Origin of the sequence: Asanoa sp. NPDC050611 (assembly GCF_040654855.1) — a bacterium.
In the GTDB taxonomy this organism is placed as follows: Bacteria; Actinomycetota; Actinomycetes; order Mycobacteriales; family Micromonosporaceae; genus Asanoa.
In genome coordinates, this window is the sequence record NZ_JBFAIU010000030.1 from 1 (window position 1) to 20,554 (window position 20,554).

At 73.8% G+C, this 20,554-nt stretch carries 16 protein-coding genes and 1 tRNA gene; 14 read left to right on the forward strand and 3 right to left on the reverse strand.

Features of this window, described 5'->3' with window-relative positions:
* Positions 1 to 1,220: hypothetical protein (locus AB0H87_RS07450; protein ID WP_360141186.1), on the forward strand; the 1,220-nt coding region annotated here is incomplete at its 5' end.
* Here the strand turns inward: AB0H87_RS07450 and AB0H87_RS07455 are convergent.
* Entirely contained in the window at positions 1,217 to 2,455 is a 1,239-nt protein-coding gene (locus AB0H87_RS07455) for an FAD-dependent oxidoreductase (RefSeq protein ID WP_360141189.1), read from the reverse strand. The genes AB0H87_RS07450 and AB0H87_RS07455 overlap by 4 nt on opposite strands.
* 79 nt (positions 2,456 to 2,534) lie before the next feature.
* On the opposite strand from AB0H87_RS07455, the gene AB0H87_RS07460 reads away from it, so the two are divergent.
* From AB0H87_RS07460 to AB0H87_RS07510, 11 genes are all read left to right on the forward strand, one after another.
* Positions 2,535 to 3,293 (forward strand): SDR family NAD(P)-dependent oxidoreductase, encoded by a 759-nt coding sequence (locus AB0H87_RS07460; RefSeq protein ID WP_360141192.1) that lies wholly within the window; start codon positions 2,535 to 2,537, stop codon positions 3,291 to 3,293.
* 82 nt (positions 3,294 to 3,375) lie between these two features.
* On the forward strand, positions 3,376 to 4,338 hold the full coding sequence (locus AB0H87_RS07465) for a DMT family transporter (RefSeq protein ID WP_360141195.1): 963 nt from the start codon (positions 3,376 to 3,378) through the stop codon (positions 4,336 to 4,338).
* Between the two features lie 70 nt (positions 4,339 to 4,408).
* Entirely contained in the window at positions 4,409 to 6,508 is a 2,100-nt protein-coding gene (locus tag AB0H87_RS07470; protein WP_360141198.1) for a phosphatase PAP2 family protein, read from the forward strand.
* A 194-nt stretch (positions 6,509 to 6,702) separates the two neighbouring features.
* Positions 6,703 to 7,566, forward strand: a complete 864-nt coding sequence (gene hpnC / locus AB0H87_RS07475; protein ID WP_360141201.1) for a squalene synthase HpnC — start codon at positions 6,703 to 6,705, stop codon at positions 7,564 to 7,566.
* The gene (gene hpnD, locus AB0H87_RS07480) at positions 7,563 to 8,423 is read left to right on the forward strand and encodes a presqualene diphosphate synthase HpnD (RefSeq protein ID WP_360141204.1); all 861 of its coding nucleotides are present in this window, start codon (positions 7,563 to 7,565) and stop codon (positions 8,421 to 8,423) included. The genes hpnC and hpnD overlap by 4 nt, the downstream gene beginning before the upstream one ends.
* Positions 8,420 to 9,808: a hydroxysqualene dehydroxylase HpnE gene (gene hpnE / locus AB0H87_RS07485; RefSeq protein WP_360141207.1), complete on the forward strand. Its 1,389-nt coding sequence runs from the start codon at positions 8,420 to 8,422 to the stop codon at positions 9,806 to 9,808. Before hpnD ends, hpnE begins: the two co-directional genes overlap by 4 nt.
* Positions 9,805 to 10,815 (forward strand): polyprenyl synthetase family protein, encoded by a 1,011-nt coding sequence (locus AB0H87_RS07490; RefSeq protein ID WP_360141210.1) that lies wholly within the window; start codon positions 9,805 to 9,807, stop codon positions 10,813 to 10,815. Before hpnE ends, AB0H87_RS07490 begins: the two co-directional genes overlap by 4 nt.
* Before the next feature lie 70 nt (positions 10,816 to 10,885).
* Entirely contained in the window at positions 10,886 to 12,817 is a 1,932-nt protein-coding gene (gene shc / locus AB0H87_RS07495; RefSeq protein ID WP_360141213.1) for a squalene--hopene cyclase, read from the forward strand.
* The gene (gene ispH, locus AB0H87_RS07500; RefSeq protein WP_360141216.1) at positions 12,814 to 14,313 is read left to right on the forward strand and encodes a 4-hydroxy-3-methylbut-2-enyl diphosphate reductase; all 1,500 of its coding nucleotides are present in this window, start codon (positions 12,814 to 12,816) and stop codon (positions 14,311 to 14,313) included. Before shc ends, ispH begins: the two co-directional genes overlap by 4 nt.
* Positions 14,314 to 14,316: 3 nt before the next feature.
* The gene (gene hpnH, locus AB0H87_RS07505) at positions 14,317 to 15,321 is read left to right on the forward strand and encodes an adenosyl-hopene transferase HpnH (RefSeq protein ID WP_360141219.1); all 1,005 of its coding nucleotides are present in this window, start codon (positions 14,317 to 14,319) and stop codon (positions 15,319 to 15,321) included.
* 5 nt (positions 15,322 to 15,326) lie between these two features.
* On the forward strand, positions 15,327 to 17,246 hold the full coding sequence (locus AB0H87_RS07510; protein WP_360141222.1) for a 1-deoxy-D-xylulose-5-phosphate synthase: 1,920 nt from the start codon (positions 15,327 to 15,329) through the stop codon (positions 17,244 to 17,246).
* 5 nt (positions 17,247 to 17,251) lie between these two features.
* On the opposite strand, the gene AB0H87_RS07515 is transcribed toward AB0H87_RS07510, so the two are convergent.
* Positions 17,252 to 17,327 (reverse strand) — tRNA-Asn (locus tag AB0H87_RS07515).
* A 267-nt stretch (positions 17,328 to 17,594) separates the two neighbouring features.
* Here AB0H87_RS07515 and AB0H87_RS07520 point away from each other — a divergent pair.
* Both AB0H87_RS07520 and AB0H87_RS07525 read left to right on the forward strand, forming a co-directional pair.
* Positions 17,595 to 17,912 (forward strand): hypothetical protein, encoded by a 318-nt coding sequence (locus AB0H87_RS07520; RefSeq protein ID WP_360141225.1) that lies wholly within the window; start codon positions 17,595 to 17,597, stop codon positions 17,910 to 17,912.
* Between the two features lie 234 nt (positions 17,913 to 18,146).
* Positions 18,147 to 19,442 carry a reverse transcriptase family protein gene (locus tag AB0H87_RS07525; RefSeq protein WP_360141228.1) on the forward strand — a complete coding sequence of 432 codons (1,296 nt, stop codon included), beginning with the start codon at positions 18,147 to 18,149 and terminating at the stop codon, positions 19,440 to 19,442.
* Positions 19,443 to 19,481: 39 nt separating this feature from the next.
* Here the strand turns inward: AB0H87_RS07525 and AB0H87_RS07530 are convergent, their stop codons facing one another.
* The gene (locus AB0H87_RS07530; RefSeq protein WP_360141231.1) at positions 19,482 to 20,489 is read right to left on the reverse strand and encodes a sugar phosphate isomerase/epimerase family protein; all 1,008 of its coding nucleotides are present in this window, start codon (positions 20,487 to 20,489) and stop codon (positions 19,482 to 19,484) included.
* Positions 20,490 to 20,554 lie beyond the last annotated feature (65 nt).

A 20,554-nucleotide genomic window follows, 5' to 3' on the forward strand; every position in this document is an offset into this window, starting at 1 on the left:
GTTACGTGGTCGCGGAGGGCCGGGCGGCGCTCTCGCCGGTGGCCGCCGACCCGAGCCCGCTGCCGGCCCTGGAGGCTCTGGTCGGGTCGGCCCTGGTCAACCAGCAGCCGACGACGGACGGCACGGCCCGGTTCGCGATGCTGGAGAGCATCCGCGGCTACGCGCTGGAGCGGCTGCGGGACGGCGCCGCCTGGGCGGCCACGCGCCGGGCGCACGCCGCGCACTACCTGCGGCTGGCCCGGGCCGCGCAGCCGCATCTCGACGACCCCGCGGGGCCCGAGTGGATGGGCCGGTTGGAACGCGACCACGACAACGCCAACGCCGCCCTGGACTGGTATCTCGAGGAGGACCCGGCGGGCGGGCTGGACCTGCTCTGGGTGAGCTGGCTGTTCTGGTGGCGGCGCGGCCACATCGACGAGGTCAACCGGCATCTGGGCCAGATCCTCGGTCAGGACGCGCGGCTGGGCCCGCAGGCGACCGGGCTCGCGCTGTTCCTGGCCGGCGGTGGCTCGTTCGCCATCGGTGAGGTCGACCGGGCGCGGGTGCTGCTGGAGCGCGCGCTGCCCCTGTTGCGTGCGGCCGGCGACGACGGTGGCGTGGCGCTCGCGGCCGCCACGCTCGGCCCGTTCGCGCTGGCTCGCGGCGAGCGCGAGCAGGCCGCGGGCTACCTGGCCGAGGCGCGGGAGAGCGCCACCCGGCTGGAGAACAGGTGGCAGGTCAGCTACGTGCACAGCCGGCTGGCGCTGATCGCCACCGGCGAAGGCCGCCCGGACGACGCCCAGGACCACCTGGCCGTCGCGCTCGACGTCGCGGGCGGCGGCCAGGAGCAGGTCGCCTCGCTCGTCGCCCACTACACCGCCGCGGTCTGCGAGCTCGCCTTCGACGACCCCGCCGGGTCGCGCCGGCACCTGGTCGACGGGCTCGGGGTGGCCGCCGCGGACCAGGACGACGCCACGGTCGCCACGTTCCTGGAGGCGATCGCCGAGCTCGACCGCCGCCGGGGCGCGCCGGCGAAGGCGGTCCGGCTGGCCGCGGCCGCGGCGGTGCTGCGGACGCCGTCCAGCGAGCTGTGGATCCGTGCTTGCGTCGCACCGTGGCCGGCGATCGAGCTGGACCGGGCGGCGGCGCGGTCGCGGCTGGGCGACGAGGCCTTCGAGGCGGCCTGGCGGGCGGGCGAGGCGATCGGAGACCGCGCCGTGGCGGAGGCGAGCGCGCCCTAGCGCAGCGTGCGGACGACGGCACCGGCCGCGCGCCAGCCGCTGGCCAGCGCGCCCTGGATGGACGGGCTGTCCCGGTGGTCCCCGGCGACGAACAGCCCGTCGCCGACGGACACCGGCTGGCGCAACCGGCCCTGTGGCGGCGGCGCCGCGGGCAGCGCGGCCGGGATCTCGACCGTCCGCAGATGCGTCCACTCGGCGGTCGGCACACCGTAGAGCCGGCCGAGCTCGGCGCGGACCACCGGCTCCGGCGGCGCGGCCGGCCCGACCACCGAGCTGGCGATCAGCGCCTGGCCGGGCGGCGCGTAGCTCGGCGCGGCCGCCGACACCACGACGGTGTTCGCCACCAGCTCCCGGCGGTCGCCGTCGAGCAGCAGGGTCGGCTCGGGCAGCGGCGCCACCGGACTCGCGTGGTAGTACGTGGTCAGCGCGTGCATGCGGGGCTCCGGCACCGCCGGCAGCAGCGGGGTCGCGGCCGCGACCAGCACCGCGCGGCAGCGCACGACCGGACCGTCCACGAGCGACACCGAGCCCGGTGCCACGGCGCCGACCCGGGCGGAGAGATGCAGCCGCTCGGCCGGCAGCGGCGCGGCGACCGCGGCGGGCATGGCGGCCATCCCGGCCGCCGGCACGGCGATCCGGCCACGGGCGAACGAGCGGACGATCATCGCCAGCACGTGGCTGGACGTCTCCAGCGAGCGGTCGGCGAGCACGCCGGACAGGAACGGCCGGGCCAGCTCCTCGACGAACGCGTGGGAGAGCCCGGCCTGGTGCAGGGCGACCTCTGCGGTGGTCTCGGGCGCCTCCAGCAGCCGGGCCGGCGGCAGCGACGCGTAGCGGGCCACGAGCGCCGCGAAACGCACCAGGTCGAGTCGGGTGCCGAGCCGGCTGGCCGCGGTCAGTGACGCGCCGAGCACACCGGGACGCAGCGACGCGGCGAGCCGGATCAGGTCGGGCCCGCGGCGGACCAGCACGCCGGGCGTGAAGTAGCAGAGGTCGAGGGCGGCCAGGTCGACCAGCGCGGCCAGCCGCGGGTAGGCGGTGTTGAGGACCTGGAACCCGCGGTCCAGCCGGAAGCCGTCGACCTCGTCGGTGGCGACCCGCCCGCCGAGGTGGTCCGCCGACTCCAGCAGCACCCAGTCGAGACCGGCACGGTCGAGGCGGCGGGCCGCGGCCAGCCCGGCCAGGCCGCCGCCGACCACGACCACCTGCGCTGAGCTTGGCGGGCCGGTCTGCATCGGTCGTGAGCCTACCGACGCGCGACCGGCCGCGCGGGGATTCCGTCCGTCGTGGACCCGCGTACCCGAAGATGGGTCCATGCGGATTTCCGGTGCTGTCGCCCTGGTCACCGGCGCGTCGTCGGGCATCGGCCGGGCCACCGCGCTGGCGCTGGCCGCCCAGGGCGCCAACGTCATCGTGCACGGCCGCGACCGGCACTCGCTGGAGGCGCTCGCCGCCCGGCTCGACGGGCACGCGCTGGTCGCCGACCTGGCCACCGCCGGCGAGCCGGAGAAGCTGGCGCAGGCGGCCCTGGACCGGGCCGGCCGGGTCGACATCCTGGTCGCGAACGCCGGCGCCGGCTGGGCGGGCCCGTTCGAGGAGATGACCGACGCCGACCGTGACCGGCTGCTCGCGGTCAACCTGACGGCACCGATCGCGCTGACCCGGCTGCTGCTGCCCGGCATGCGCGAGCGGGGCGCCGGCTACCTCGCCTATGTGACGTCGATCGCCGGTCGCACCGGGGTCGCGGGCGAGGCGGTCTACGCCGCGACCAAGGCCGGAGTGGACGGTTTCGCCGAGAGCCTGCGGCTGGAGCTGCGCGGCACCGGCGTCGAGGTGGGTGTTCTGGTGCCCGGTGTCGTGAACACCCGGTTCTTCGAGCGGCGGGGCCGCCCGTACGGCCGGCAGCGACCGGCGCCGCTGGACCCCGGCCCGGTCGGACGCGACCTGGCGCGGCTGATCGCGACCGGTGGCGCGGAGCTCTATCGACCCGGGTGGCTGCGGCTCCCGGTGGCGATCCGGGGTACTGTTCCGGGCGCCTACCGCGCCCTGGCCAGCCGGTTCGGCGGCAGTTGAGGCGGTTGCGGGTCGATGCTGTGCAAAGCTCGACAGAGGGCCGGTACGGAGAAAGTCGGTGGCCGAGACGTAGGGAACGTAAGTGGTCTGGGCGGTAGGTTTCGCGCTGTTGGGCGCTCTGCTCTTCGGCACGTCGGCCGCTCTGCAGCAACACGCGGCACGCCAGACCGACTACGCACCCGCGCACCCGGGCGAGGCCGGCACCCCGAAGCACATCGTCGTCGTGGTGTCGCTCATCCGGCTGATCCGGCGCCTGTTCCGCCGGCCGCTCTGGCTGATCGGGTGGTGCGCCAACCTCCTCGGCTTCGGCGCGCAGGCCGCCGCGCTGCACTTCGGCTCGGTCGCCCTGGTCCAGCCGCTGCTGGTCACCCAGCTGCTGTTCGCGCTGCCGCTGTCACTGTCGCTGCGGCACCGCCGGCCCGACTGGCGTGACCTGGTCTCCGCCGGCCTGATCTGCGGCGGCCTCGCGCTGTTCCTGAGCGTGCGCGGCGTCGCGCCGCGGGCCGACGTCGCCAACCGCGGCTGGGCGATCCTCGCCGGCCTCGTCACCGCCGTCGCGGTCGTGGTGATCATCGGGCTGGCCACGGGCCGCAAGCCCGAGGTGCACTCGACGCTGGTCGCGATCGCGGCCGGGCTCTGCTTCGCCTACAGCGCGGTGGCGCTCAGCCTGACCGTCGAGGACCTGCTGCACCGCGGCATCGCCGCGACCGCCACCGACTGGCCCGGTTACGCCCTGGCGGTATCGACCCTGACGGGGCTTCTCCTCGAACAAGGCGCCTTCGCGGCCGGTTCACTACCTCCGGCCGTGGCCGCGATGAACATCACCAATCCGGTGGCGAGCTACCTGATTGGTATCTTTGCGTTCAACGTCACACTTCCGCGAAGTGCGACGCAGCTCACAGCTTTGTTGATCGCCGCCGTGTTGATATCGGCGGGAGCGATCGGCCTGGCGCACTCACCGAGCGTCCGGGCCGACCGGGACGAGGAGTACGGGGTGCGGACCGGCCGGTCGTCCGGCCCCCCGCGCCCCCAGACGAGCCACTGAACCGGCTGACGCGCCTAGCCGAGCTTCGCGTTTCGGCCCGGAAACGGGGGCGGCGACGCAACCTGGAAGTGTGCACCTGAAGAAGGGGCCTGAGCCGGCCGCGTGGGGGAGCCCGGACGGCACAGCCGACGTGCGCGTCGAGCGACCCCGGCCCAGCCTGGTGCGGGAACTCTCGCTCGTCGCCGTGGTGGTCGTCCTCTACGTCGGCATCTCCCGCGGTGGCGGCATGTTCCGCGACAGCATCGCCCTGGCACACGGCCGTGACCTGCTCGACCTCGAGCGGTTCCTGCACGTGGACGTCGAGCGGTCGCTCAACGAATGGCTGGCACCGCAGGGGGTGCTCTCGGTCCTCGCCAACTACGAGTACGCCTTCGGATACGTGACGACCTCGTTCGGCCTGCTGATCATCCTCTATCTCACGCGCTCCCGGTGGTACCGCTGGGCACGCAGCTCGTTCCTCATGATCAACCTGATCGGCATCTCGATCTTCGCGATCTATCCGGCGACGCCGCCGCGGCTGCTGCCCGGGGAGGGCTTCGTGGACACCGTCACCGACGGCGGCACGTTCGGCTCGTGGGGCTCGCCGTTCACCGCGGACGCCAACCACCTGGCGGCCATGCCGTCGCTGCACGTCGGGTGGGCCGTCTGGTTCACGATCGTGGTCAGCTCGATCTTCGCGGGCCGCTGGTGGGTGAAGGCGATCTGCCTGCTCTACGTCGCGCTCACCACCACCGTCATCATGGCGACCGCCAACCACTACATCCTCGACGCGGTCGGCGGCGCCCTGGTCACGCTGGTCTCTGTCGGCCTGCTCATGCTGGTCATGGACAAGCCGAACGTGAAGCGGCCGCGGCTGACCCCGGCGGACGCGTTCGTGCTGCAGGCGGAGAGCGTGACCGGCGCCGCGCAGCACTCCGGCGGCGTGCTCGTGCTGCGCGACCAGCGCACCGGCCCCGCGTTCCGGGCGGACCTGCTGGCCCGTTTCCGGGCGAACCTCGACCGGATGCCGCGGTTTCGACACCGGGTGGCGGAGGGCTCGGTCTGGCGCCGGCCGCGCTGGGAGCCGCGCGGCGAGGTCGATTGGGACTGGCACGTGCCGGTCGTGCACCTGAGCCCGCCGGGCGGCAAGGCCGCGCTGGCCGAGTTCGTCGCCGGACTGCAGCGCGAACCACTGCCACGGGACCGTCCGCTCTGGCGCTGCCACGTGGTCACCGGCGTCGCGCCGGGCGAGATCGTCGTCGTGCTGACCGTGCACCGTGCGGTCGCCGACGGGCTCTCGCCGCTGGTCCCGCTGCTGGACCCCCGGCCCGAGCCCGTGGCCACGGACCTGCCCCGACTCGGCGTGTTCACCCGCACCGGCGCCGTGCTCAAGGGCCTCGGCCAGCTGGCGCGGGACGGCCGGTCCGCGCAGGGGCTCCCGGCCGGCGGGGCCGATGACCGCGACTACGGGCTGGGCCAGGTGCCCACCTCGGTCGTCAAGGAGGCGGCCAGGGCGTACGGCGTACGGGTCGACGACCTGCTGCTGACGGCCGCCGCCGGCGCGCTCAAGCGGGTGCTGCCGGGCGCGGCCGACGTCCGCGTCAACGTGCCCTTGACCATGCCCTCCCCCACGACGGGCCGCACCGTCACCACCGGCGCGCTGGTCGACCTCCCGCTCGGCCCGGACGACGAGGTCGAGCGACTGCGGGAGGTGGCGCGCCGCGGCGACCGGTCGCGCACGGGCACCCGCGCGCGGGCCGCCCGGTTCCTGGTCGGCACCGCCAGCGGCGCGCTGCCACCGCCCGCGCAGCGGTGGTTTGCCAAGGTCGGTTACGGGAAGCGCTTCTTCGAGGGCATCGTCGCCACGATGGCCGGGCCCACCGGCACCTACCGGCTCGCCGGCGGGGCCGTGCACTGGGTGCACCCTGTGGTGCCACTCGCACCGGGTGCGCCGCTGGCGGTCGGCGTCATCGGCTGGGACCGGTGCCTCGACATCGGGGTCAGTGCGGACCCCGCGCTCGGCGCCGACGCGCACCGCCTCGCCACCGCGATGGTGGCGGTCATCGACGAGTTGTCACGCCGGTCGGGCGCGCCGGACGCGCGCCCGCGGAGCAGATCAAGCGAGGAATTTGGACAGTTCTGGCCTGTTTTCCGCGAAGAAGGCATACCTGTCCGGAAAGATATGAGGTAACCGGCGCACCAGACCCACGAGCCGGCGATACGAGTCCGATCTATGGCAATCGCCGCGAGTGGCCTGGGCACCGCGGACGAAGGGGGCAGCACCAAAAGATGGGCTCGATACAGGGGGATCAATCGAGCGAGGTGACGGCCGTCATGGTCGTCGAGTCCAACCCGGACGCACCGCGACCGGGCAGCATTGCGGACATGACCTCCCTCCCTGACCCGGCGGGCACCGACGACGCGTACCTGCGCGCGAAGGAGCAAGCCGAGAACTTCCCGGTGGCACTGCGGATCCTGCCGCGCCGTCACCGGCAGCACCTGCTCGCCGTGTACGACGTGGCCCGGGTCATCGACGACCTCGGCGACCGCGGCCACGGCGACCGCCGGCCCGCGCTGCGGGCCTTCGACGAGGACATCGACGCCCTCTTCGGCGGCGGCACACCGCGCCACCCCGTGCTGCGGCGGCTGCGCCCCACCATGCTCGCCTGCGACCTGTCCGCGAAGCCGTTCCACGACCTGGTCGCCGCCAACCTGCTCGACCAGGACAAGGCGGCCTACGGCACGTTCGACGACCTGGTCGGCTACTGCCGGCTCTCCGCCGACCCGGTCGGCCGGATCGTGCTGCGCGTGTTCGGGGTGGCCGGGGAACGGCTCGAGGAGCTCTCCGACCGGGTCTGCACCGCGCTGCAGATCGTCGAGCACTGCCAGGACGTCGCCGAGGACCGCCACAACGGCCGCATCTACCTGCCGCTCGCGGACCTCGACCGGTTCGGCGTGCGACCCACCGATCTGGACGCGCCGCGGGCGAGCCCGGCGGTGCGCCGGCTGGTCGAGTTCGAGGCGGAGCGCGCCGGCTCCCTGCTCGACGAGGGCCTGCCGCTGCTGCGCGAGCTGCGCGGCTGGGCCAGGCTCGCGGTCACCGGCTACGTCGCCGGCGGCCGGGCGACGCTCTACGCGCTGCGCCGCGCCGACTGGGACGTGCTCGCCCGGACCCCGCGCCCGACGAAGCGCGACGTGCTCGCCCAGGCCGTCGCCGCGACGCTCGGCTCGGGGGTGATGTCCCGGTGACCGTGGACACGCTGACCAGCGCCTACGACACCTGCGAGGCGATCACCCGCAGCGAGGCGCGCAACTTCTACTACGGCATCCGCCTGCTGCCGCCGGCCAAGCGGACCAGCCTCTGCGCCGTCTACGCACTGGCCCGCCGGATCGACGACATCGGTGACGGCGACCTCGCGCCGGCCGACAAGACCGCCGCGCTCGCCGGCCTCAAGGCGGAACTGTCCGACATCGACCGCAGCGCCGACCCGGTGCTGGTCGCCGTCGCCGACACGGCCCGCCGCTACCCGCTGCCCGTCGGCGCGTTCGGCGAGCTGGTCGACGGCGTCCAGATGGACCTCGACGGCACGCGCTACGACACGTTCGAGCAGCTCGTCGGCTACTGCCGGTGCGTGGCCGGCTCGGTCGGGCGGCTCTGCCTCGGCGTGTTCGGCTCCCGGGCGGACCCGCGGGCCGGCGAGTACGCGGACGCCCTGGGCATCGCCCTGCAGCAGGTCAACATCCTGCGTGACATCCGCGAGGACCTCACCAACAACCGGATCTACCTGCCCAGCGAGGACCTGCACCGGTTCGGCGTGCGGCTGGCCCTCGACGCGCGGGGCAACCTGGTCGACCGCGACGGCGGGCTGGCCCGGTTCATCGCGTTCGCGGCCGAGCGGGCCCGGCTCTGGTACGAGCGCGGCCTGCAGCTGCTGCCGTTGCTCGACCGCCGCAGCGCCGCGTGCGCCGCCGCCATGTCGGGCATCTACCGGCGGCTGCTGGAGCAGATCGCGAGCAACCCGCGGCTCGTCTACGACCGCCGGTTGTCGCTGACCGGGTGGCAGAAGGCGGCCGTGGCGGCGCGGGCGCTGGCGGGTGCGTCGTGACCAGCACGGACGTCGCGGTGGTCGGCGGCGGGCTCGCCGGCATCACCGCCGCGCTGCGGTTGGCCGACGCGGGCCGGAAGGTGACCCTCGTCGAGGGCAAGCCGTGGCTGGGCGGGCTGACCCACTCGTTCCGGCGGGGTGAGCTCGACGTCGACAACGGGCAGCACGTGTTCCTGCGCTGCTGCACGGCGTACCGCGGACTGCTCGACCGGCTCGGCGTCACGGAACAGACCCACCTGCAGGACCGGCTCGACATCGCCGTCCGGCAGCCGGGCGTGGGCGCCGCACGGCTGCGCCGCAACAACCTGCCGGCGCCGCTGCACCTGGGCGGTGCGCTGCTCGGCTACCGGCTGCTCAACCCCATGCAGCGGGTCAGGTTCACCAAGGCGGCGCTGGCGATGAAGGCGCTGGACCGCACCGACCCGGCGCTGGACGCGCGCGGCTTCGGCGACTGGCTGCGCGAGCAGGGGCAGGACGCGCAGACGGTACGGGCGATGTGGGACCTCGTCGGGCTGGCCACGCTCAACGTGCCGGCCGACGACGCGTCGCTGGCCCTGGCCGCGATGGTGTTCCAGGTCGGGCTGCTCACCGACAACGGCGCCGCCGACATCGGCTGGTCGCGGGTCCCGCTGCGGGAGCTGCACGGTGACGCGGCGGCGCGGGCGCTGGCCGAGGCCGGCGTGACCGTGCACACCAGCACCCGGGCCGGCACCGTGCGCCCGGGCAAGAAGGGCTTCACGCTGCGGCTGCGCGACACCGACGAGCTGGCCGCGGGCCAGGTCGTGCTGGCGGTGCCGCCGCCGGCGGCCGCGCGGCTGGCGCCCGACCTCGGCATCGACGCCGCGGGCCTGGGCAGCTCGCCGATCGTCAACGTGCACGTCGTGCTCGACCGGCCGGTGCTGACCGAGCCGTTCGTGGCCGGCGTCGGCACGCCGATCCAGTGGGTGTTCGACCGCACCGACACGTCCGGGCTGGCCGCCCGCCGGCCAGGCGCGCAGTACCTCGCGGTCTCGCTGTCGGCCGCCGACGAGCTGGTCGACCTGCCCGTGGCCGAGCTGCGTGAGCTGCTCTTCCCGGACCTGGCGGGGCTGTTCCCCACGTTCGGCGAGGCCGAGGTCGTGGACTTCTTCGTCACCCGTGAGCGGACGGCGACGTTCCGTGCCGCACCCGGTTCGCAGCGGCTCCGGCCGCCCGCGGTGACCGCGATCCAGGATCTTTTCCTTGCCGGGGCATGGACTGACACGGGTTGGCCGGCCACTATGGAGGGTGCCGTGCGTAGCGGCGACACCGCCGCCGACGCCGCCCTCAACGCATCCACTGTGGACAAGAGGGCCGGGCGCCCCGCCGCCGCCGGCCCGCAGAGGCGTCAGGGGGTGCCGGCATGACACACTCGCTGCCCGCGCTGGAGCGCAGCCGCGAGCACCTGCTCCCCGCGTTGCGGGCCGCGGTCGCCCGGCTCGATCCGGCCAGCCGGTTGGCGGCGTCCTACCATCTGGGCTGGTGCGCGCCGGACGGCACGCCCGCCGACGGCAACGGCGGCAAGGCGATCCGGCCGGCGCTCGCGCTGCTCTCCGCCGAGGCCGTGGGCGCGCCGGCACCGGTCGGGCTGCCCGGCGCGGTCGCCGTCGAGCTCGTGCACAACTTCTCGCTGCTGCACGACGACCTGATGGACGGCGACGTGGAACGCCGGCACCGGCGCACCGTGTGGGCGATCTGGGGCGGCGACACCGCGATCCTGACCGGGGACGCGCTGCTCGCGCTCGCGCACGAGGTCGTGCTGGAGGCCGGCACGCCGGCCGCCGCGCGGGCCGGGTTGCTGCTCGCCGCGACGACCCGCGAGCTGACCCGCGGCCAGGTGCAGGACGTGGCGTTCGAGAACCGCGACGACGTGACGCTCGACGAGTGCATCGACATGGCCAGCGGCAAGACCGGGTCGCTGCTCGCGGCGAGCGCGTCGATCGGCGCCGTGCTGGCCGGCGCGGCCGAGCCCGTGGAGACCGCGCTGAAGACCTTCGGCGCGCAGGTCGGTCTGGCCTTCCAGCTCGTCGACGACGTGCTGGGCATCTGGGGCGACCCGGCGGTGACCGGCAAGCCGGTCTTCTCCGACCTGCGCTCGCGCAAGAAGACGCTGCCGGTCAGCTACACCCTCGGCGACCCGCGGCACGGCCCCGAGCTGTCGGCCTGGCTGGCGGCGCCGGGCGATCCCGACGACGCGGCGCTGCGCCGCGCGGCTGACCTGGTCGAGCTGGCCGGCGGCAAGGAGTGGGCGCTCTCCGAGGCGCGGGAACGCATGTCGCTGGCCGAGAAGGCGGTGTCCACCGTCGACATCGACGAGGAAGCACGGACGGAACTGATGGCCCTGGGGAGGTTCATCGTGGACCGGGATTCATGAGCGAGCGCGAGCGAGCGCAGACGGCTCAGCTACCAGTGGTCCTGTCGGGACTCGCGAAGCGAGGCCTGACATGACGACGACCGTTACTGGGCAGCGGCAGCTCGACCAGCCGCCGCGGTCCGTCGCCGAGGCGCTGACCGCCGCCGTCGGCCACCTGCGGGTCCGGCAGGACCCCGCCGGCTGGTGGAAGGGCGAGCTCGCCACCAACGTCACCATGGACGCCGAGGACCTGCTGCTGCGGCAGTTCCTGGGCATCCGCGGCGAGCAGGAGACCGAGGAAGCCGCCCGGTGGATCCGGTCGCAGCAGCGCGAGGACGGCACCTGGGCCAACTTCTACGGTGGACCGGGCGACCTGTCCACCACGGTCGAGGCGTACGTCGTGCTCAAGCTGGCCGGCGACCAGCCCGACGAGCCGCACATGGCGCGCGCCCGGGCGTTCATCCGGGAGATGGGCGGCCTGGAGCGCACCCGGGTGTTCACGCGGATCTGGATGGCGCTGTTCGGCCTCTGGTCGTGGGACGACCTGCCCGAGCTGCCGCCCGAGATGATCTTCCTGCCGCGCTGGTTCCCGCTCAACGTCTACGACTGGGCGTGCTGGGCCCGGCAGACCGTGGTGCCGCTGACCATCGTCGGCAGCCTGCGGCCTGTGCGCCCGATGCCGATCGGCATCGACGAGCTGCGCACCGGCGCCCGGCCGCCGGCGGGCGCGCCACTGTGGAGCTGGACCGGCTTCTTCCAGCGCACCGACCGGCTGCTCAAGCTCTACGGCCGCCACGCGGTCAAGCCCCTGCGCGAGCTGGCCCAGCGTCGCGGAGCCGAGTGGATCCTGGCCCGCCAGGAGGCCGACGGCTCGTGGGGCGGCATCCAGCCGCCGTGGGTCTACTCGCTGCTCGCCCTGCACCTGCTCGGCTACCAGCTCGACCACCCGGCGCTGCGGGCCGGTTTCGCCGGCCTGGACGCGTTCACGATCCGCGAGGAGACCGAGGCCGGCTGGGTGCGCCGGCTGGAGGCCTGCCAGTCACCGGTCTGGGACACCGCGCTCGCGCTGGTCGCCATGCTCGACGCGGGCGTGCCGCCCACGGACGAGGCGGTCCAGCGGGCGACCCGCTGGCTGCTCGCCGAGGAGATCGCGGTGCCCGGCGACTGGGCGGTGCGCCGGCCCGGGCTGGCGCCCGGCGGGTGGGCGTTCGAGTTCGCCAACGACCTCTACCCCGACACCGACGACACCGCCGAGATCGTGCTCGCGCTGCGCCGGGTCGCCGCCGGGCTGCCGGCCGACGACCCGCTGCGCGCCGAGATCGAGGGCGCGGTCACCCGGGGCGTCGGATGGACCGTCGGCATGCAGTCCGGCGACGGCGGCTGGGGCGCGTTCGACGCCGACAACACCCGCACCCTCGCCAACAAGCTGCCGTTCTGCGACTTCGGCGAGGTGATCGACCCGCCGTCGGCCGACGTGACCGCACACGTCGTGGAGATGCTGGCGTACGAGGGCCGCACCGGCGACCCGGCCACCCAGCGCGGCATCACCTGGCTGCTGCGCAACCAGGAGTCCGACGGCTCGTGGTTCGGCCGCTGGGGCGCCAACTACGTCTACGGCACCGGCGCGGCCGTGCCGGCGCTGGTCGAGGCCGGTGTGGACGCCGGCGCGCCGGCCATCCGGGCGGCCGTGCACTGGCTGGTCGCGCACCAGAACCCCGACGGCGGCTGGGGCGAGGACCTGCGCTCCTACGACGACCCGCAGAACTGGGCCGGCAAGGGCGCCTCGACGCCGTCGCAGACCGCCTGGGCGCTGCTCGCGCTGCTGGCCGCCGGCGAGACCGACCACCCGGCGACCCGGGCCGGCATCGACCACCTGATCAGCACGCAGCGCGCCGACGGCTGCTGGGACGAGGACCACTTCACCGGCACCGGCTTCCCGGGCGACTTCTACATCAACTACCACCTCTACCGGCTGGTCTTCCCGATCACGGCGCTGGGCCGCTACCTGAAAGTGACACCGTGACGGGAGCCCGCCGGCACGCGCCGGTCATCTGTGTCGCGCTGGGTGTGGAGCGCCGGGCGCTCCGCGCCGCGCGCACGGCCGTGCTGCGGGTGGGCATGGGTCCGCGCCGGGCGGCGGCGACCTTCCGCGCCTCCGGTGGGCTCGGCGGGCGGCCGGTGCTGGTGGCGGGCGTCGGCGGCGGGCTCCGCGCCGACGTGCACCCGGGTGACGTGGTGGTGGCCACCGAGGTACGCGGCCCGGACGGCAGCGTCCGGCAGTGCCCCTCGGCCCCGCTGCTCGCCGCCGAGCTGCGCCGCTTCGGCCTCGTGACCCACCTGGGCCCGATCGCGTCGGAACGCCGGGTGGCCGGCAGGGCGGCCCGCGCGCGGCTGGCCGCCACGGGCGCGCTGGCCGTCGACACGGAGTCCATCTGGCTGGCACCGACGCAGGCGCCGTACGCCGTGGTCCGGGTCGTCGTCGACACTCCCGAGGCACCGCTGCTGCGCCCCGGCACGGCCGCCCGTGGCCTGCGGGCGCTGCGCACGCTGCGCGTCGCCGCGCCGGCGCTGGACGCCTGGGCGGCCGCCACCGGCCCGCGCGAGGTGCGGCTGGCCAATCCGCGCTCGTTCTGCGCCGGCGTCGAGCGGGCCATCGACGTGGTCGACCGGGCGCTCGACCGGTTCGGCGCCCCGGTCCACGTACGCCGGCAGATCGTGCACAACACCCACGTGGTGCGCGAGCTCGAGGCCAAGGGCGCGGTCTTCGTCGAGGAGGTCGACGAGGTGCCGCCGGGCAGCGTGCTCGTGTTCGCGGCGCACGGGGTCTCCCCCGCCGTGCGGGCCGAGGCGGAGGCGCGGGGCCTGCGGGTCGTCGACGCCACCTGCCCGCTGGTCACCAAGGTGCACACCGAGGTGCGCCGGCACAGCGCCCGGGAGGCGACCGTCTTCCTGATCGGCCACGCCGACCACGAGGAGGTCGAGGGCACGCTCGGCGAGGCGCCGGCCGACGTGGTGGTCGTCGAGGACGTCGCCGCGGCCGGCCGGGTGGTGCCCCGGGACGCCGGCAACGTCGCGTACGCCATGCAGACCACGCTCGCCGTCGACGAGGCGACCGCGATCGCCGACGTCCTGCGTGCGCGGTTCCCCGAGATCCAGGCGCCGAAGAGCGACGACATCTGCTACGCCACCACCAACCGCCAGAGCGCGGTGCGCGACATCGCCGCGGGCTGCGACCTGGTGCTGGTCGTCGGTTCGACGAACTCCTCGAACTCGCTCCGCCTGGTCGAGGTCGCGCAGCGGGAAGGCGTGCCGGCCCGGCTCGTCGACCACGCCGCCGACGTCGACCTGTCCATGCTCGTCGGGGTGCGCCTGGTCGGCGTCACCGCCGGCGCGTCCGCGCCGCCCACCCTGGTCGACGAGCTCGTCGACTGCCTCGGCGGACTCGGACCCCTCTCCGTGGTGGAGCCGGCCACGGATCCGGAAGTCCTGCGTTTCACATTGCCCAAGGAGGTGAGCTGAACGATGGCCATGCCCTTCAGGCAGTCCGTTCGGCTGGGCCGGTACCTGTTGAAGCAGAAGCTGCTCCGCAGGGACAAGTTCCCGCTGCTGGTGGAGCTCGAGCCGCTGTTCGCGTGCAACCTGAAATGCGCGGGCTGCGGGAAGATCGAGCAGCCGGCCGCGCTGCTCAAGAAGCGGATGCCCGTCGAGCAGGCGGTCGCCGCGATCGAGGAGAGCGGCGCGCCGATGGTCTCGATCGCCGGCGGCGAGCCGCTGATGCACAAGCAGATCGACGAGATCGTCCGCCAGCTGCTCGACCGCAACAAGATCGTGTTCCTGTGCACCAACGCGCTGCTGATGCCCAAGCACCTCCACAAGTTCAAGCCGCACCGCAACTTCGCGTGGATGGTGCACGTGGACGGGCTCAAGGAGCGGCACGACCTGTCCGTCAGCCACGAGGGCGGCTTCGAGGGCGCGATCGAGGCCATCAAGATGGCCAAGGCCGCCGGCTTCCGGGTCATGACCAACACGACGTTCTTCAACACGGACACGCCGCAGACGGTCATCGGCGTCCTCGACTACCTCAACAACGTGGTCGAGGTCGACAACATGCAGATCTCGCCGGCGTACGCGTACCAGAAGGCGCCCGACCAGGAGCACTGGCTCGGTGTCAGCGAGACCCGCGAGCTGTTCGCGAAGGCGTTCGCCAACGGGCGGCGCAAGAAGTGGCGGCTGAACCACTCTCCGGTCTTCCTGGACTTCCTCGAGGGCAAGCGGGAGCTGGAGTGCACGGCATGGGGCATCCCGTCCTACTCGCTGCTGGGCTGGCAGCGGCCGTGCTACCTGCTGGACGACAGCTACGCGGCCACCTACAAGGAGCTCATCGAGGAGACCGACTGGAACGCCTTCGGCCGGGGCAAGGACCCGCGCTGCGCGAACTGCATGGCGCACTGCGGATACGAGCCGACGGCGGTGATCGCCACGCTGGGATCGCTCAAGGAGACCATGCGGGCGGCCGTCGGGCGGTGATTTCGATGGCCATGCTGGAGCGCATCCACTGTCCGGGCGACCTGCGGGCGCTGCCGGAGTCGGCACTGCCCGAGCTGGCCGCGGAGATCCGTGACCTGCTGATCTCGTCGGTCACGCGGACCGGCGGCCATCTCGGGCCCAACCTCGGCGTGGTCGAGCTGACGATCGCGCTGCACCGGGTGTTCGACTCGCCGCACGACGCGCTGGTGTGGGACACCGGGCACCAGGCGTACGTGCACAAGATGCTCACCGGCCGCTGGGCCGCGCTGGACAGCCTGCGGCAGGAGGGCGGGCTGTCCGGCTACCCGTCGCGGTCGGAGAGCGCGCACGACATCGTCGAGAACTCGCACGCCTCGACCGCCCTGTCGTACGCGGACGGGCTGGCGAAGGCCTTCGCTCTCGGGGGCCGGCCCGACCGCGCGGTCGTCGCGGTGGTCGGTGACGGGTCGCTGACCGGCGGCATGGCGTGGGAGGCGCTGAACAACATCGCCGCCGCGCCGCAGCGGCCGATCGTGGTGGTGCTCAACGACAACGGCCGGTCGTACGCGCCCACGGCGGGCGCGGTCGGCCAGCACCTGGCGGCGCTGCGGGACGGGCCGGCGGCATCGGTGTTCGAGCAGCTCGGCCTGGCCTACCTGGGCCCGGTGGACGGGCACGACGCCGCCGAGGTCGAGGTCGCGCTGCGCAAGGCGCGGTCGCTGGGCACGCCGGTCGTGGTGCACTGCCTGACCCGCAAGGGCCTCGGCCACCCACCGGCCGAGCAGGACGAGGCCGACCGGATGCACACGGTCGGTCCGGCCGGGCCGGCGTCCGGCAAGCAGAGCTGGACCTCGGTGTTCTCGGCGGAGATGGTCTCGCTGGGCGCCGCGCGGCCGGACGTGGTGGCGATCAGCGCGGCCATGCTCGGGCCGACCGGGCTGCAGGCGTTCGCGGACGCGTACCCGGACCGGGCGTTCGACGTCGGCATCGCCGAGCAGCACGCGGTCACCTCGGCGGCCGGGCTGGCCACCGGCGGGCTGCACCCGGTGGTCTGCGTCTACTCGACGTTCCTCAACCGGGCGCTCGACCAGGTGCTGATGGACGTCGCGCTGCACCGGCTGCCGGTCACGTTCGTGCTCGACCGGGCCGGCGTCACGGGCAGCGACGGGCCGTCCCACCACGGCATGTGGGACCTGTCGCTGCTCGGCATGGTGCCCGGGATGCGGGTGGCCGCGCCGCGCGACGGCGAGCAGCTACGGCTGCTGCTGCGCGAGGCGGTCGACCACCACGGGCCGGCGGCGCTGCGGTTCCCCAAGGCGGACGTCGGGCCGGCGCTGGCCGCCGTCGGGCGGCTGGGCACGGCGGACGTGCTGCGCTGGGGTCCGGCGGGCGGTCAGCGGCCTGGCTCGGCACCGGGCGGCGTATGGCGAGCCGGCGGCGCCCACGTGCCGGCCTCCGGAGCGGCGCCCCTTTCGGGCTCCGGCTCCGGCTCCGGCTCCGGCTCCGGCTCCGGCTCCGGCTCCGGCTCCGGCTCCGGCAGCGTGCCCGCTTCGGGCGCTGCTCCGTGGCCGGACCCGGGAGCGGACGGCGTGCTGGTGCTGGCGGTCGGTCCGCTCGGCGGCGCGGCGCTGGCGGCGGCCGAACGGCTGGCGGTCCCCGTGACCGTGGCGGACCCGCGCTGGCTGCTGCCGGTGGACCCGGAGCTGGTCGCGGCCGCGGCGGCGTACCGGCTGGTGGTCACGGTCGAGGACAACGGCGCGCACGGCGGCTACGGCGACGCGGTGTCGCGGGCCCTGCGCAAGGCGGGTTCGGGTGTGCCGGTGCGCTCGCTGGCACTGCCGCAGCGGTTCCTGGCACACGGCTCGCGGAGCGCGATCTTGAAGGCGCGCGGGCTGGACGCGGAGAGCATCGCGGCCGCGGTGCGACGGGAGCTGCCCATGGACTGAGTAGGTGGCTCCCCCGTTTGGACTCGAACCAAAAACCTGCCGGTTAACAGCCGGCTGCTCTGCCAATTGAGCTACGGGGGATCGGTTGCTTCGCCGGTTTCCCGGCTCCGCGCGACCGGTACGAGAGTACAGGACGCGCGCTGTTTCGGGGGCATCGGGTGGGGGTACGACACGCTCTGCCGTCCGGTTCGCGGTCGTTCCGCCCCGGCGGGCGCGAAAACAGGGCAAATTAGTCAGATAGTGCTTCCGGCGCATGGGTCGGCTGCACGATGGGTAGGTAACCGGGGACAGCAACGCCGGGACACAGCAACGCCGGGACAACGTGTCCGGCACACGGAAGGAGCCGCAATGCGCGGAAAGCTTTGGTTCATCGGCGGACTCGCCGCCGGCTTCGTCCTGGGCGCCCGCGCGGGCCGGGAGAAGTACGAGGAGATCGTTCAGCAGGCCCGCAAGATGATGGACCACCCCACGGTCCAGGAGGCCAAGGGCACGGCCCAGGCCCAGGCGAACCGGCTGATGTCAGAGGGCAAGGACAAGCTGAGCCACTCGAAGCTCGGCGAGAAGATGAGCTCCGGCAGCCGCGAGCACAGCCACGCGGGCACCAACGGGCTCACCTCGTCGACGACGTCGTCCTCGTCGGCGGCACCGACCAAACCCATGCCCTGATCATGGGCAAGCACCGGGCCCCTCGCCATCGCGGCGGGGGGCTCGTCACGTTCCCCACCGCTACGATGCGCGAATGGCGGCGTGTCCCGAGCTGACCGTGCCGCGTTACGGTCACGGCCGCTCCGGGGCAACCCCGGGGACGGATCATCTCCCTGAGCACGACACCGCAGGTGCGCCAGCACGCTTCGCGAGCCCCAGCACCCGCACGACCGGGCATCGTCGGGACACGCCGCCGTGACCGACGCCCGCGGGTTGGCAGTGGCGCTCGCCGACGCCTTCCTGGCCGAGGGTGAATGGCGCCGCCCGGCCCTCGCGGACCGCGGCGGCGAGGTGCTCGGCGTGCGCCGGCGCTGGCTCGTGCCGGTGGCCGAAGCCGTCCTGACCGCCTATCCCCGCCGCCCGAGCGACCGGCCCCGCGAGCTCGCGGCCTTCGTCGCCACCCTCGAACCGCTGCGGGAGGCCGTCCGGCACGCGCGGACGCCGATCGTCATCCGCTCGCGCCCGGTCGGCGTGACCCGCACGGTGACCCACCGCTGGTCGACCCCGGTGATCGACGACCTCGGGGGGCTCGCGGCGCTGCTCGGACTGACGATCGAACAGCTCGACTGGTACGCCGACCGCCGCGCGCTGAACCGGCGGGCCGCCGACGAGCGGCTGCGCCACTACCGCTGCCGGTGGGCCGGGTCGCGGCTGATCGAGGCGCCGAAGCCCCGGTTGCGGGCCCTACAGCGGCGGCTGCTGGCGGAGTTGCTCGGTCGGGTCCCGGTTCATGACGCGGCACACGGATTTGTGCCGGCGCGGTCGGCGTCGACGTTCGCCGCCGCCCACGCGGGCCGCGCGGTGGTCATCCGGGTCGACCTGCTGGCGTTCTTCGCCACGATCGGCGCCGGACGGGTGTACGGGCTGCTGCGCACCGCTGGCTATCCCGAACCGGTCGCCCACGCGCTGACCGGGCTGTGTACGGTCCGCACGCCCGCACACGTGCTCCGGACCGCCCCACCCGACCTGGCGGACCGGACGGCCCGGCTTTCGGCGCTGCGGGCCGGCCACCTGCCCCAGGGAGCACCGACGTCGCCGGCCCTGGCCAACCTGTGCGCGTACCGCCTGGACCGGCGCCTGTCCGGCCTGGCCGGCGCCTTCGACCTGACCTACCGGCGCTACGCGGACGACCTGGCCTTCTCCGGCGACCTGCCGCGGCGACGGCTCACCGACCTGCTGGCGGGCGTGACATCGGTGGTCCGGGACGAAGGTTTCCGGGTGCATCCGACGAAGACGCGGGTCCGCGGCCGTGGCGACCGCCAACTGCTCGCCGGCCTGGTGGTCAACGACCGGCCGCTGGCGCCCCGGGCGGAGTACGACCGGCTGCGAGCGATCCTGCACAACGCCGCACGGACGGGCCTGGCCGCACAGAACCGGACAGGCCACCCCGCTTTCGCGGACCACGTCGCGGGCCGAATTGCCTGGATAGGGCAGGGCAGCCCCCACCGCGCGGCAAAACTCCGCGCCCTCCTCGACGCGGCCACGACCTGACCCGCAGGGCCCCGCGCCGGGGCCCTGCGGGTCGCTCGGTCACTCCTTGCTGGAGAACGCCGCGTCGAAGGCCGCGCTCGGCGCGTCGAACGCGAGCCGGCGGACGAACTCGAGCGCCTCGGGGGCGCCGACGAGGCGGTCCATGCCGGCGTCCTCCCACTCGATCGAGATCGGGCCGTCGTACCCGATCGCGTTGAGCGCCCGGAAGCAGTCCTCCCACGGGACGTCGCCGTGCCCCGTGGAGACGAAGTCCCAGCCACGGCGCAGGTCCGCCCAGGGCAGGTGCGAGCTGAGCCGGCCGCGGCGGCCGTCGCCCGTGCGTACCTTCGCGTCCTTGCAGTCGACGTGGTAGATCCGGTCCTGGAAGTCGAAGATGAAGTTGACCGGGTCGAGCTCCTGCCAGACGAAGTGCGACGGGTCCCAGTTGAGCCCGAACGCCGGCCGGTTGCCGATCGCCTCGAGGGTGCGCTTGGTGGTCCAGTAGTCGTACGCGATCTCGCTGGGGTGCACCTCGTGCGCGAACCGGACGCCCACCTCGTCGAACACGTCGAGGATCGGGTTGAACCGGTTGGCGAAGTCCTCGTACCCCTTGTCGATCATGCTGGCCGGCACGGGCGGGAACATGGCCACCGTGTGCCAGATCGAGCTGCCGGTGAAACCGACGACCGTCTTGACGCCCAGCTTGGCGGCCGCGCGGGCGGTGTCCTTGATCTCCTCGGCGGCCCGCCGGCGGACGCCCTCGGGCTCACCGTCGCCCCAGATCCGGGCCGGCAGGATGTCCTGGTGGCGCTCGTCGATCGGGTGGTCGCAGACCGCCTGGCCGACCAGGTGGTTGGAGATGGCGAACACCTGCAGGTTGTACTTGGCGAGCGTCTCGCGCTTGCGGTCGACGTAGCCGTCCTCGTTGAGCGCCTTGTCGACCTCGAAGTGGTCGCCCCAGCAGGCGATCTCGAGCCCGTCGTAGCCCCACTCGGAGGCCAGCCGGCACATCTCCTCGAACGGCAGGTCGGCCCACTGGCCGGTGAAGAGCGTGATGGGTCGCGCCATTGTCCTTCTTCTCCCTTGAGGTGACCCGGGATCCTGGTGGTGGACAGGCGCGAGGAGACCGTCCG

Coding starts and splice junctions, on each gene's coding strand:
- AB0H87_RS07510 (WP_360141222.1), top strand. CDS start 15,327: ATGGCCATGCTGGAGCGCATCCACTGTCCGGGCGACCTGCGGGCGCTG.
- AB0H87_RS07520 (WP_360141225.1), top strand. CDS start 17,595: ATGCGCGGAAAGCTTTGGTTCATCGGCGGACTCGCCGCCGGCTTCGTC.
- shc (WP_360141213.1), top strand. CDS start 10,886: ATGACGACGACCGTTACTGGGCAGCGGCAGCTCGACCAGCCGCCGCGG.
- hpnC (WP_360141201.1), top strand. CDS start 6,703: ATGACCTCCCTCCCTGACCCGGCGGGCACCGACGACGCGTACCTGCGC.
- AB0H87_RS07460 (WP_360141192.1), top strand. CDS start 2,535: ATGCGGATTTCCGGTGCTGTCGCCCTGGTCACCGGCGCGTCGTCGGGC.
- AB0H87_RS07490 (WP_360141210.1), top strand. CDS start 9,805: ATGACACACTCGCTGCCCGCGCTGGAGCGCAGCCGCGAGCACCTGCTC.
- AB0H87_RS07455 (WP_360141189.1), bottom strand. CDS start 2,455: ATGCAGACCGGCCCGCCAAGCTCAGCGCAGGTGGTCGTGGTCGGCGGC.
- hpnH (WP_360141219.1), top strand. CDS start 14,317: ATGGCCATGCCCTTCAGGCAGTCCGTTCGGCTGGGCCGGTACCTGTTG.
- AB0H87_RS07530 (WP_360141231.1), bottom strand. CDS start 20,489: ATGGCGCGACCCATCACGCTCTTCACCGGCCAGTGGGCCGACCTGCCG.